Annotated in this window: 12 protein-coding genes, 1 tRNA gene and 1 pseudogene; 7 read left to right on the top strand and 7 right to left on the bottom strand. The window is 55.7% G+C overall.

Annotation, left to right across the window (positions count from 1 at the left end; all coding sequences use genetic code 11):
- The first annotated feature begins 215 nt into the window (after window positions 1-215).
- Window positions 216-1,019 carry a 2,5-didehydrogluconate reductase DkgB gene (gene dkgB / locus ABLX76_RS09060; protein WP_087849221.1) on the top strand — a complete coding sequence of 268 codons (804 nt, stop codon included), beginning with the start codon at window positions 216-218 and terminating at the stop codon, window positions 1,017-1,019.
- 32 nt (window positions 1,020-1,051) lie between these two features.
- On the opposite strand, the gene yafC is transcribed toward dkgB, so the two are convergent.
- Window positions 1,052-1,957: a DNA-binding transcriptional regulator YafC gene (gene yafC / locus ABLX76_RS09055; RefSeq protein WP_023288494.1), complete on the bottom strand. Its 906-nt coding sequence runs from the start codon at window positions 1,955-1,957 to the stop codon at window positions 1,052-1,054.
- A 104-nt stretch (window positions 1,958-2,061) separates the two neighbouring features.
- Between yafC and ABLX76_RS09050 the strand changes: the two genes are divergently transcribed.
- The 3 genes from ABLX76_RS09050 to ABLX76_RS09040 all read left to right on the top strand — a co-directional run bounded on the left by ABLX76_RS09050 (window position 2,062) and on the right by ABLX76_RS09040 (window position 5,012).
- Window positions 2,062-3,252, top strand: coding sequence for an MFS transporter (locus ABLX76_RS09050; RefSeq protein ID WP_241516241.1), 1,191 nt, complete (start codon window positions 2,062-2,064; stop codon window positions 3,250-3,252).
- Window positions 3,253-3,354: 102 nt separating this feature from the next.
- Complete coding sequence (locus ABLX76_RS09045; protein WP_072096514.1) at window positions 3,355-4,152, top strand: endonuclease/exonuclease/phosphatase family protein; 798 nt, start codon at window positions 3,355-3,357, stop codon at window positions 4,150-4,152.
- 89 nt (window positions 4,153-4,241) lie between these two features.
- A complete protein-coding gene (locus ABLX76_RS09040; RefSeq protein ID WP_023288497.1) occupies window positions 4,242-5,012 on the top strand; it encodes a class I SAM-dependent methyltransferase in 771 nt (256 codons plus the stop codon).
- Window positions 5,013-5,070: 58 nt separating this feature from the next.
- Here the strand turns inward: ABLX76_RS09040 and mltD are convergent, their stop codons facing one another.
- Both mltD and gloB read right to left on the bottom strand, forming a co-directional pair.
- The gene (mltD, locus tag ABLX76_RS09035) at window positions 5,071-6,438 is read right to left on the bottom strand and encodes a murein transglycosylase D (protein WP_032453033.1); all 1,368 of its coding nucleotides are present in this window, start codon (window positions 6,436-6,438) and stop codon (window positions 5,071-5,073) included.
- 71 nt (window positions 6,439-6,509) lie between these two features.
- Window positions 6,510-7,265 (bottom strand): hydroxyacylglutathione hydrolase, encoded by a 756-nt coding sequence (gene gloB / locus ABLX76_RS09030; protein ID WP_348874440.1) that lies wholly within the window; start codon window positions 7,263-7,265, stop codon window positions 6,510-6,512.
- Between the two features lie 32 nt (window positions 7,266-7,297).
- Here gloB and ABLX76_RS09025 point away from each other — a divergent pair, with 32 nt between their 5' ends.
- A complete protein-coding gene (locus ABLX76_RS09025) occupies window positions 7,298-8,020 on the top strand; it encodes a class I SAM-dependent methyltransferase (RefSeq protein ID WP_004204619.1) in 723 nt (240 codons plus the stop codon).
- Here ABLX76_RS09025 and rnhA read toward each other — a convergent pair.
- Complete coding sequence (gene rnhA / locus ABLX76_RS09020) at window positions 8,017-8,484, bottom strand: ribonuclease HI (protein WP_004204620.1); 468 nt, start codon at window positions 8,482-8,484, stop codon at window positions 8,017-8,019. The genes ABLX76_RS09025 and rnhA overlap by 4 nt on opposite strands.
- 64 nt (window positions 8,485-8,548) lie before the next feature.
- Here rnhA and dnaQ point away from each other — a divergent pair, with 64 nt between their 5' ends.
- Complete coding sequence (dnaQ, locus tag ABLX76_RS09015; RefSeq protein ID WP_004204621.1) at window positions 8,549-9,280, top strand: DNA polymerase III subunit epsilon; 732 nt, start codon at window positions 8,549-8,551, stop codon at window positions 9,278-9,280.
- 133 nt (window positions 9,281-9,413) lie between these two features.
- Window positions 9,414-9,490, top strand: a tRNA-Asp gene (locus ABLX76_RS09010).
- 59 nt (window positions 9,491-9,549) lie between these two features.
- Here the strand turns inward: ABLX76_RS09010 and ABLX76_RS09005 are convergent.
- From ABLX76_RS09005 to ABLX76_RS08995, 3 genes and pseudogenes are all read right to left on the bottom strand, one after another.
- Window positions 9,550-9,756: pseudogene (locus ABLX76_RS09005) on the bottom strand (LysR family transcriptional regulator); the annotation flags it as partial.
- Window positions 9,757-9,789: 33 nt separating this feature from the next.
- Window positions 9,790-10,917, bottom strand: coding sequence for an AI-2E family transporter (locus tag ABLX76_RS09000; protein WP_348874439.1), 1,128 nt, complete (start codon window positions 10,915-10,917; stop codon window positions 9,790-9,792).
- A gap of 248 nt (window positions 10,918-11,165) precedes the next feature.
- Entirely contained in the window at window positions 11,166-11,936 is a 771-nt protein-coding gene (locus ABLX76_RS08995) for an amidohydrolase (protein WP_023288501.1), read from the bottom strand.
- Window positions 11,937-11,997: the final 61 nt, after the last annotated feature.

Raw genomic sequence — 11,997 nt, 5'->3', positions numbered from 1 at the left:
ACCTGCCTGTCACGCAGGGGGTCGCGGGTTCGAGTCCCGTCCGTTCCGCCACTTAATAAGAGCCCTGAGCATCTGCTCAGGGCTTTTTTGTTTGATCTGTTTCCGATTATTGCTAAATCAGCAAAAATCCTCTGCATTAATCGCTCTTTTTCCCCTCCACACCATCAGCCATAATTTCATTCGTTAACCGAAATGAACAAATAACGAGGAAAAACATGGCAATCCCTGCATTTGGTCTTGGCACCTTCCGTCTGAAAGATGATGTTGTTATCGCATCCGTAAAAACCGCGCTGGAGCTGGGCTATCGTACTATCGACACCGCGCAAATCTACGACAACGAAGCCGCGGTGGGTCAGGCTCTCGCTGAGAGCGGCGTGCCGCGTGATGAGCTGTTCATCACAACCAAAATCTGGATCGAAAACCTGAGCAAAGACAAGCTGATCGCCAGCCTGCAAGAGAGCCTGCAGAAGCTACGCACTGACTATGTTGATCTGACGCTGATCCACTGGCCGTCACCGAATGATGCGGTGGCTGTTGAAGAGTTTATGGCTGCTCTGATGGAAGCGAAGGCGCTCGGCCTGACCCGTCAGATCGGTATCTCCAACTTCACTATTCCACTGATGGAGCGCGCGATTGCCGCCGTTGGCGCTGAAAACATTGCTACCAATCAGATTGAGCTTTCGCCGTATCTGCAAAACCGTAAAGTCGTCGATTGGGCGCATGAGCACGGTATCCATATCACCTCCTACATGACCCTGGCCTACGGTAAGGCGCTGAAAGATGAGGTGATTGCCCGTATCGCGGCGAAACATAATGCGACTCCGGCGCAGGTTATCCTGGCATGGGCGATGGGCGAGGGGTACGCGGTGATCCCGTCCTCGACGAAGCGTGAGAACCTGGCCAGCAACCTGAGCGCGCTGGATCTGAAGCTGGATGATGAAGATCGCCAGGCGATCGCCGCGCTGGATTGCAACGATCGGCTGGTGAGCCCGGAAGGTCTGGCGCCGCAGTGGGATTAATCTCCTGCTTCCGGTATGCCCATCAGAGGGTACTACGACAGCTCCTTCGGGAGCTGTTTTACGTGTTCGCTCAGAAAATCAATAAACGCCCTGATACGTGTGCTGACGGCTCTATCGCTGTAGTACACCGCGCTGAAGGGCATCTCCACCGGCAAACGTTTGTCGGCCAGTAGTTCAACAAACTCCCCACTGGCTATCTCTTTATCCACCATATAATCCGACAGGCAGGCAATACCGTTCCCGGTCAGACACAGTTGCTTGAGCGTTTCCCCACTGTTCGATGATACCGCCGCCTCAATCTCTAACAACTGACCATCGCAACAGGATACCGGCCAGGTGTTCAGAGAGACGGGTTCAGTAAAGCCCAGACATTGATGTTGTTTCAGATCTGACGGATGCTGCGGCACGCCGTAGCGCGAAACATACTCTGGCGAGGCGACGATCTTCCGATAGCTGGTGAACAGCGGTCGGGCGCGCAGGCTGGAATCGGTTAAGGTTCCGGCCCGAATAGCCACATCCACTTTTCGTTCAATCAGATTAATAAATGTTTCTGACGACACGAGCGACAGCGTCATTTCCGGGTAACGCTCGCGAAATGGCTTCACCAGCGGCATGAGAAAATGCAGCATCACCGGCGTCGCGGCATCCACCCGCAGCAGGCCTCGCGGCGTCGTGCGCGTTTCCAGCAGGTCGTTTTCTGCCGCCGCCATCTCCTGCAATACCACCTGCATCCGGCGAAAATAGCGCTCGCCTTCCTCTGTCAGACTGAGCTGACGGGTGGTCCGATTGAGCAGGCTAACACCAAGCTTGGACTCGAGCTTTTTGACTGCCCGGCTGACGGCAGAGTTGGCCTGACCCAGCTGTTCGGCCGCCCGGCTGAAACTCCCGCTTTCCACTACCGCCACAAAGATGGCGATCTCCTCGGATGTGGCTCTCATTATTGCACCTGTAGCAAAATTCTATTGATACTTTGATAGTTTTTGTTATTTATACAACCCTTCATACTACGTGTCATCTTAATCCTGATGCTACGGAGTAAATTATGCCACTGGCGCTATTTGCCTTAACCATCGGTGCCTTCGCAATTGGCACCACTGAATTCGTGATTGTCGGCCTGGTCCCGACGATTGCCCAACAACTCTCTATTTCGCTGCCGTCGGCAGGCCTGCTGGTTTCTATCTACGCGCTGGGCGTGGCGATCGGCGCCCCGGTGCTGACGGCGTTAACGGGGCGTATGCCGCGTAAACAGCTGCTGCTGGCGTTGATGGTCCTGTTTACGGCGGGTAATGTGCTGGCCTGGCAGGCCCCGGGCTATGAAACGCTGATCCTGGCGCGCCTGCTGACCGGTCTGGCACACGGCGTGTTCTTCTCTATTGGCTCGACAATCGCCACCAGCCTGGTGGCAAAAGAGAAAGCAGCCTCGGCTATCGCCATTATGTTCGGCGGCCTGACGGTCGCGCTGGTGACCGGGGTGCCATTCGGGACTTTCATCGGTCAGCATTTTGGCTGGCGGGAAACGTTCCTCGCGGTATCGATTCTGGGGGTGATTGCGCTTATCAGCAGTCTGATTCTGGTGCCGAATAATATCCCGGGCCGCGCCAGCGCCAGCCTGCGCGATCAGCTGAAAGTCTTAACCCATCCGCGCCTGCTGATGATCTATGCCATTACCGCGCTGGGCTATGGCGGCGTGTTTACCACCTTTACCTTCCTTGCGCCGATGATGCAGGAGCTGGCCGGCTTCAGCCCGTCAGCCGTGAGCTGGATCCTGCTGGGCTATGGCGTCTCGGTGGCTATTGGCAACGTATGGGGCGGCAAACTGGCCGATAGGCATGGCGCCGTCTCCGCGCTGAAGTTTATCTTCGCCGCGCTGGTTGTGCTGCTGCTGGTGTTCCAGCTGACCGCCAGCATTCACTATGCCGCGCTGGCAACGGTGCTGGTGATGGGCGTTTTCGCCTTCGGCAACGTGCCGGGCCTGCAGGTGTACGTGGTGCAAAAAGCAGAGCAGTACACCCCCGGGGCTGTCGACATCGCATCCGGCCTGAATATTGCCGCCTTCAACGTCGGCATCGCGCTGGGGTCGATCGTCGGTGGACAGACGGTCGAGCGGTACGGTCTGGCGCAGACGCCGTGGATTGGCGCGGTGATTGTGCTGGTCGCTTTGCTGTTGGTGGTCCTGAGCGGACGTTTAGATAAATTGCCACGCCGTTCGGCAGCGCTTTCTCCCGAAGGCTAAGGGTTTCTCGCAATTTGCATTGAAAGTGTATGGGAAAATCCCTATAACAGAATAACCAGTCGTCGTCGGGCTGGTTTCTGTTATCGAGGATTAATGCCCAAATTGCGAAAGAACACCTACGCCATGCGCTATGTCGCCGGACAACCTGCGGAGAGAATATTGCCTCCGGGGGCGTTTGCGGGCGTGAGTCCGGTTTATCCCGCCGGCACGCCGTTAAGCAGCGATGAGAAAATTCGCGTGCTGGTGTGGAATATCTTCAAACAGCAGCGCGCAGAGTGGCAGTCGGTCCTTAAGAATTTTGGCAAAGACGCGCACTTAGTCCTGTTGCAGGAGGCGCAGACGACGCCGGAGCTGGTCAGGTTCGCGACCACCAACTATCTGGCCGCCGATCAGGTGCCTGCGCTGGTGCTGCCGCAGCATCCTTCCGGCGTGATGACGCTGGCTTCCGCCCATCCTATCTATTGCTGCCCATTGCGCGAACGTGAACCTATTTTGCGTCTGCCTAAATCAGCATTAGTGACTGTCTATCCGCTGCCCGATGCGCGGCTGTTAATGGTGGTCAATATCCATGCCGTTAACTTCAGCCTTGGCGTCGACGTCTATAGTAAACAGCTGCTGCCGATTGGCGATCAGATCGCCCATCACAGCGGGCCGGTGATCATGGCCGGCGACTTCAATGCCTGGAGCCGCCCGCGGATGAACGCCCTGTACCGCTTTGCACGCGAGATGTCGCTGCGTGAAGTTCGTTTCCCGGACGATCAGCGCCGCCGCGCGTTTGGTCGCCCGCTCGATTTTGTGTTCTACCGTGGGTTAAGCGTGCACGATGCTTCCGTGCTGGTAACCCGCGCCTCCGACCACAACCCGCTACTAGTCGAATTCAGTCCCGGCAAGCCTGATTAATTTAAGGTTGGTCAGGCCTGCCATGGGGCAGGCCTGCGCATGCATGGTGCTGCCTTTTATTACTCAAAAAACCGTAAGGACAAGACAACATGACAACACGCTCTCACCATGACAACGTCGAAAAGCAGTTCGGCTCCCAGGCCAGCGCCTATCTGACCAGCGCCGTGCACGCCTCTGGTCGCGATCTGCAGCGGCTGGCGGAACGACTGGCTGATTTTCCTCAGGCGAAAGTGCTGGATATGGGCTGTGGGGCAGGGCACGCCAGCTTTACCGCGGCGGGACAGGTTGCCGAGGTGACCGCCTATGATTTATCGAGCCAGATGCTGGAGGTCGTTGCCGCCGCGGCAAAGGAGAAAGGTTTTAGCAATATCGTGACCCAGCAGGGGTATGCCGAAACGCTGCCGTTCGCTGATGCCAGCTTTGATATCGTTATCAGCCGCTATTCTGCTCATCACTGGCATGACGTTGGCCAGGCGCTGCGCGAGGTGAAACGTGTCCTCAAGCCGGGTGGGGTGATGATCGTGATGGACGTGATGTCGCCGGGCCATGTGGTGCGTGATGTCTGGCTGCAGACGGTGGAAGCCTTGCGCGATACCTCGCACGTGCGTAATTATTCCAGCGGCGAGTGGCTGACGCTGGCGACGGAGGCGGGGCTGGTGATTAATCAACTGTTGACCGATCGCCTGCCGCTGGAGTTCAGTTCGTGGGTGGCGCGGATGCGTACCCCTGAGCCGCTGGTGGAGGCGATTCGTTTATACCAGCAGAGCGCCTCGGCGGAGGTGAAAGCCTACTTTGAGTTACAGCAGGATGGTTCCTTTACCAGCGATACCATCATGTTTGAAGCGCATAAAGCGGTTTAATACGGACAACAAAAAAGGCACCGGGGGAAGTCGGTGCCTTTTTATCTAACCTGACGTATCAGGACTCTGGTCGATCGCTGTTTTTCACAAACAGCGTTAGCTGATCGCCAGGCCGCAGATTGTCGGTATCGCTGTTCCAGCGCATGACGTCGCGAATATTAACGCCATGACGTTTGGCGATGCTCGACAGCGAATCACCTTTGCGAACGCGATAGGTGATGCTATCGCTGTTATTCGCCAGACGCTGCGCGCTGCTGCCGGCGCCGATAACCAGGTTCTGTCCAACCTTCAATCCAGAGCCGCGCAGGTTATTCCACTGCTGCAGATCGCGGGTCGTGACGCCGAGACGGGAAGCAATCCCGGAAATGGTATCGCCGGAACGCACCTTATAGCTTCGGCTGGTCAGCGGCGTATTATCCGCGAGCTGCGTCGGCTGTACGGCGGCAATGTCGCCAGAGGCCAGCGATTCACGCAGCTGGGCTGCGTGTTTCTGCGGCACCATGACGTACTTTGGCCCGCTAGCGCCCAGCGTTGACCCCTTTACGCCGGCGTTGAAGGTCTTCAGCTTGCTGACCGGCATACCGGCCATATCCGCGAGCTGAGAAATATCAACCGGACTGTCGAGGCGAACGCGCGCCAGCGCACGGCTTTCATCAGCCGTAGGCAACTTCACGCCGTAACGTTTGCTGTTTTTGAGGATGTCGCTCAATGCCAGCATTTTCGGTACGTAGACTTTCGTTTCATGCGGCAGAGATAGCGACCAGAAATCGGTGGGTTTGCCACGCGAACGGTTCGCTTTCACTGCCTTCATGACCCGACCTTCGCCGCTGTTATATGCCGCAACCGTTAACAACCAGTCGCCGTCGAACATTTTGTTCAGACGTTGCATCATGTCCAGCGCCGCGGTAGTCGATGCGACAACGTCACGACGCGCATCGTAACTGCGGGTCTGTTTTAAACCATAATTGCGCCCTGTGCTCGGAATGATCTGCCAGATGCCTGCGGCATTGGCGCCAGACGTCGCGTGTGGGTCAAAAGCGCTCTCCACTATGGGTAGTAATACCAGTTCCATTGGCATGTTACGTTTCTTAACCTGCCCGGCTATCCAGTACATATACGGCTCTGCCCGTAAAGTTACATCGTGGAGATAGCTCTTATTTCTTAAGTACTTCTGTTTTTGCTCGCGAATCCGGGGGTTATCCGGTATTCCCATCTTTAGCTCGTCGCCTATGGAAGTCCACAGATCCTGGTCTTGCGCGTAGAAGGTTCCATCATCTAACCAGCGCGCTTGACTTGTGAACTTGCCTGCTTCCCCTTGACCAGCCGCAGAAAGGCTCTGTGCTCGCTGTTCGACGGTGCCATCGTGCTTAGACGCCTGGCACCCCACCAGCAGGACAGAGGCGAATAATATCGCTCGTGCCTTCATGTGTGTGTCAATAGTTGCTTAAAAGACGACCAAGGATAACGGCGAAGTTAGCCGATGACAAGAATTAAATATCAGAATTCGTCTTTCTTTGACCTTAACCACGCAAATCGCGCCACAGACTGTTGCAATTTTGTTTCTTTGTTAATTTTGTCAATTAAATCAACATCATTTACCCGTAAAAATAAATTTATAAGCCGCTCGTTTTTCAGAATTACGGGTAGTGTCTTTTGTTTTTTTGCACGTAACTCATTAACTTTATGATAGTAATCGTTTATGTCCCTATCGTCAGGCAGGATACTCAACGCAAACTTCATATTCGCTAACGTATATTCATGTGCGCAACATATAAGGGTTTCTTCAGGAAGGGCGTTAATCTTCATAAATGATTGATACATCTGCTCTGCAGTGCCTTCGAACAGCCTTCCGCAGCCGCCGGAGAACATCGTGTCGCCGCAAAACAGATAAGGTTCGCTGTAGTAACAGATATGTCCTAATGTGTGACCTGGCGTGGAGAAAATGGAAAAATCGACCCCGAGAATTGACAGCCGATCGCCATCGTCTACTACCTGAGTAACCCCCTTATCCTGGGTTTCTGCCGGCCCGTAAACCACCAGAGAGGGGAATTTTTCACGTAATTGTTTTACGCCGCCGACGTGATCCTGATGGTGATGGGTCAGTAAAATGGCCTCGGGCTGCCACTGGTTTTCCTCGATTGCCGCCAGAACCGGCGCGGCCTCGCCCGGGTCAACGATGATGCAGCGGCCGTGATTCTCAGTGAGAACCCAGATGTAGTTGTCCTGAAACGCGGGAATACTGATAAGATTCATAAATTACCTCTAAAGCGTAGCGGAAGGTGGCAATGAAGCCGGCAAGGATACCTCATACAGTGACAGCGCCTGAGCATTGGTCCAGTATGCCGTGGGGCGAATACTATCGCGAAACGCTGGAGCAGCAGATGAAGCCGTGGCTGGCTAAATTATATGGCTTTCATCTGCTTAAGATTGGCAATCTGAGCGCGGAAATCAATACCGAAGCTTGCGCCATCTCGCACCAGGTGAATGTCTCGCTGGCGGGAAACCCAATGCAGGTCCGGGCCGACCCGCTGCATTTGCCCTTTGCCGAAAAGTCCGTCGACGCCTGCCTGCTGGCGCATACCCTGCCGTGGTGTAGCGATCCGCATCGCCTGCTGCGGGAGGCCGATCGCGTCCTGATCGATGATGGCTGGATGATCCTGACCGGGTTTAATCCGGTGAGCCTGATGGGGTTGCGTAAGCTGGTGCCGGTGCTGCGCAAAGGCACGCCGTACAACAGCCGTATGTTTACGTTGATGCGCCAGCTGGACTGGCTGTCGCTGCTCAACTTTGAAGTGCTGCATTATGGGCGTTATCAGGTTTTACCCTGGTCGCGGCATGGCGGCAAACTGCTGAGCACCCATCTGCCAGCGCTGGGCTGTTTGCAATTGATTGTCGCCCGCAAACGGACTATTCCGCTCACCCTTAATCCGATGAAGTCAGGGAAAGCGAAAACCCAGCTACGGCCGGCAGTCGGCGCCACCCGGCAGTGGCGCAAGGGGCAGAATTAGCTCTCCGGCTGGTAGCCGATGTCGTCCTGAGTGGGATGGGAGGCCGCTGCGCGGGCCAGCTCGTCGCAGCGTTCGTTTTCTGGATGGCCGGCGTGGCCCTTCACCCACTCCCATTTGATCTTATGCTGGCCAAGCGCGGCGTCCAGCCTCTGCCAGAGGTCGACATTCTTTACCGGTTTTTTCTCTGCCGTTTTCCAGCCGCGCTTTTTCCAGTTGTGGATCCACTGGGTGATCCCCTGGCGGACATACTGGCTGTCGGTGCTGAGCACCACCTCGCAATGCTCTTTTAACGCTTCGAGGGCGACGATCGCCGCCATCAGTTCCATGCGGTTATTGGTGGTCAGACGGTAGCCGGCGCTAAAGGTTTTTTCGTGCTGGCGGTAGCGCATAATGGCGCCGTAACCGCCGGGTCCTGGATTTCCCAGGCAAGAGCCGTCGGTGAAAATTTCTACCTGTTTGAGCATCTCTGGTAGACTTCCTGTAATTGAAATCGATTTGTAAACGATAAGTCTGACATAAATGACCGCGATGAGCACTGCAATTACGCGCCAGATTGTTCTCGATACCGAAACCACCGGTATGAACCAGATCGGGGCGCACTACGAAGGACATAAGATCATTGAGATCGGCGCCGTGGAGGTGATTAACCGCCGCCTGACCGGTAACAATTTCCACGTCTATCTCAAGCCCGATCGGCTGGTGGATCCGGAGGCGTTCGGCGTGCACGGGATCGCCGACGAATTCCTGCTGGATAAACCCACCTTTGCCGACGTGGCCGATGAATTTATGGATTACATCCGCGGCGCGGAGCTGGTGATCCATAACGCCTCGTTCGATATCGGTTTTATGGATTATGAGTTCGGTAAGCTGAACCGCGGGATCGGGAAAACCGAGACCTTCTGTAAAATCACCGACAGTCTGGCGCTGGCGCGGAAAATGTTTCCCGGCAAGCGCAACAGTCTGGATGCGCTATGTTCGCGCTACGAAATAGACAACAGCAAGCGTACGCTGCACGGGGCACTGCTCGATGCCCAGATCCTTGCCGATGTCTATTTGATGATGACCGGCGGCCAGACGTCGATGGCGTTCTCTATGGAAGGCGAAAGCCAGCAGCAGGCAGGCGAGATGGGGATTCAGCGCGTCGTTCGCGCCGCCAGTCAGTTACGGGTGGTTTATGCTTCTGATGAGGAGCTGGTGAACCATGAATCCCGCCTCGATCTGGTGCAAAAGAAAGGCGGAAGCTGCCTGTGGCGTGCCTGATAACCACTAAAATGGATTAAAAGTAGGCGGTTGGGCGATTTTTGCAGCAAACGATTCAAAACGGTAGAAAAAGCGTTGACGGGGTAGAGGGGAATCCGTAATATTCGCCTCGTTCCCAACGGAACAACAACGCGGAGCGGTAGTTCAGTCGGTTAGAATACCTGCCTGTCACGCAGGGGGTCGCGGGTTCGAGTCCCGTCCGTTCCGCCACTATTCAGAAAGCCTGAATCAGCAATGATTCAGGCTTTCGTCGTTTTCGTCGCCGAATTTCAGCGCGCCTCTTGTTCCTCCTGCATACACTGCATGAATACCCGCATCGCCGGACTGATTGCCTTCCCGGCGTGGTGGGCGCAGACTCCACAGTTCGATGGTGTTCTCCATGGTAATGCCGCGCTGGCGCAGGGTGCTTGCAAAATCTGCCGGAACACGCACTGGGGTTCGTTGATGATAAAGCTCAGCGGGATAGGCTGCCGCGGGGCTGGCGTGCGGCAGCATGACTATGCAATAAGTTAAGGGAGCGTAACGCTCCCCTGCGGTTTTTTATCCTGCGGCAGGGCGGGTTGCCCTTCATTTACCCATGTCATGAAGATCCGGTAACCGATGGCCAGCAGGGTGGCGCCGAGGAACATACCGAGAATGCCGTTAGAGGCCATTCCGCCAAGGGCGCCCAGCAGCACCACCGGCATTGGCGCATCGACTCCGCGCCCCAGCAGCAGTGGTTTGAGGACGTTATCGGCCATACCGGCGACGATCAGCAGGACAGTGTAGAAGATATCCATTCCGGTACTGTGGGTGCCGAGACTCCACATCAGCGCGATGGCCGGGGCCGTCACCAGGATCACCGGCACCTGTGCAATGCCGAGGATCAAGGCAAGTATAAAGAAGATCCCGACGGCGGGGATGCTGGCCATCAGCATGATCACCCCGACCAGCAGCGCCTGGATCAGTGCCACCCCGATGACGCCCTGGGCGACCGCGCGGATGGTGCTGGTGCACAGGCGGGTGAGGGTCACGCCTTTATTCTCATCGGTAATACGGATGGCAATACGCTGCGCGCTGATGGCGCCCGCCGCGCCCCAGGCCATCATAATACCCGAGACGATAAACGAAATAATAAAGCCAATCAGCCCGCCGCCCATGCTGGCTAATATGCTGAGCAACTGTTTGGCAATATCGCCAATTTGCGAACGGTAATTGCTGAGCAATCCTGGCAGATCCACGGACGCCCGCATCCACAGAGCGCTAAGCCGTTCGCCAACGATCGGTAAAGAGGCAATTCGCGAAGAGGGTGGGGGAATGGTAAAGCTCTGGCTGCCCATCCGGTCGATCACCTCGCTGGCGCTTTCCGCCAGCGAGGTGATCATCAGCACCGTGGGGATAATAATCAGTAAAATACCTAACAGCACCAGCACCACCGACGCCAGCCCCTGTTTACCGGCGAAAAGCCCGGCAAAATATTGATGTAAAGGATAGAGCGCCACGGCCAGAATCAACGCCCAGAGCATCATATTGACGAAGGGAGAAAAGACGGTAAAACAGAATGAGGCCAGCGCCAGAATAAGACTGAACCGAATAAACATATCGAGAAAGCGGGTGACCAGCCGTTTTTCTATTAACTGAAGATTATTATTATCCATTTTCCATTACGCTCATAAAATATGCATACGCCAACGCTCAGCCGGGTTCAACAAAACAAGCTGGCAACAGAAAAGTCATGCGTTTACAACGCAGAAGTGAATTGAAAATGATCTCCGCCCGTTTGGTTGTGGGCCTGTTAATGAGTGTAGAACAGAAATGAAGGGCGCCTTGTAAATATTCTGCTGGGTGCGGCAAGAGGAAATTCCGCTTTCTTTTCCCGCAGAAGCGGGAAGAAAGCGGAGGGGGATTAATCCAGAGTAAAAGGATCGGCATCGCGCCAGGCGGGGAATTTTTCACGATATTCCTGGAGGGCGCTCAGCGACAGTTCGGCGTCAAGACGAGTGGCCTGATGCGGATCGGCGGTGGCGACAATCTCCCCCTGGGGACTGATAATCCGGCTATCACCGCGGTAATGATGACCGTTGCCGTCGGTGCCGACCCGGTTACAGCCGGCGACGTAGGCCTGGTTCTCAATCGCGCGGGCGACCAGCAGCGACTGCCAGTGCAGCGAGCGCGGCGCCGGCCAGTTCGCCACATACAGCGCCAAATCATAGTCGTTAAGGTTACGCGACCATACCGGAAAGCGCAGGTCGTAACAGACCAGCGGCAGGATCCGCCATCCGCGCCATTCAAAGACCACGCGCTTGTCTCCGGCCTCATAGTGATGGTGTTCATCCGCCATACGAAACAGGTGACGTTTATCATAATGATGGACCGTGCCGTCAGGTTCGACCAGCAGGAAGCGGTTAACGGCCCCGCGCTCAGTTTGCAGCGCCGCGCTGCCGGCGATCAGCGCCTGGGTTTGCGCCGCCCGGGCATGCATCCACGCTACCACCTCGGCCTCGGGTAAAGATTGTTTTGCCGCTTCCATCGCAAAGCCGGTGGTAAACATCTCAGGTAAAACAATGATATCGCGCCCGACAATCCCTTCCAGTTGGCGATCAAAATGGCGCAGGTTAGCAGGGCCGTCCATCCAGACCAGCGGTTGTTGCAACAGCGTAATTTTCAGGCCAGGCACAATGGTCAACTCCATTCTCATGAGGGGGTTAGGTTAACTGTAACACCTTATCAGCCTCGCG

It is taken from the genome of Klebsiella sp. JB_Kp004 (assembly GCF_040065795.1).
GTDB lineage: Bacteria > Pseudomonadota > Gammaproteobacteria > Enterobacterales > Enterobacteriaceae > Klebsiella > Klebsiella quasipneumoniae.
The sequence above is the reverse complement of the archived record's forward strand: the minus strand, read 5'-3'. Positions and strand labels throughout refer to the sequence as shown.

Coding starts and splice junctions, on each gene's coding strand:
- dkgB (WP_087849221.1), top strand. CDS start 216: ATGGCAATCCCTGCATTTGGTCTTGGCACCTTCCGTCTGAAAGATGAT.
- yafC (WP_023288494.1), bottom strand. CDS start 1,957: ATGAGAGCCACATCCGAGGAGATCGCCATCTTTGTGGCGGTAGTGGAA.
- ABLX76_RS09050 (WP_241516241.1), top strand. CDS start 2,062: ATGCCACTGGCGCTATTTGCCTTAACCATCGGTGCCTTCGCAATTGGC.
- ABLX76_RS09040 (WP_023288497.1), top strand. CDS start 4,242: ATGACAACACGCTCTCACCATGACAACGTCGAAAAGCAGTTCGGCTCC.
- mltD (WP_032453033.1), bottom strand. CDS start 6,438: ATGAAGGCACGAGCGATATTATTCGCCTCTGTCCTGCTGGTGGGGTGC.
- gloB (WP_348874440.1), bottom strand. CDS start 7,265: ATGAATCTTATCAGTATTCCCGCGTTTCAGGACAACTACATCTGGGTT.
- ABLX76_RS09025 (WP_004204619.1), top strand. CDS start 7,298: ATGAAGCCGGCAAGGATACCTCATACAGTGACAGCGCCTGAGCATTGG.
- rnhA (WP_004204620.1), bottom strand. CDS start 8,484: ATGCTCAAACAGGTAGAAATTTTCACCGACGGCTCTTGCCTGGGAAAT.
- dnaQ (WP_004204621.1), top strand. CDS start 8,549: ATGAGCACTGCAATTACGCGCCAGATTGTTCTCGATACCGAAACCACC.
- ABLX76_RS09000 (WP_348874439.1), bottom strand. CDS start 10,917: ATGGATAATAATAATCTTCAGTTAATAGAAAAACGGCTGGTCACCCGC.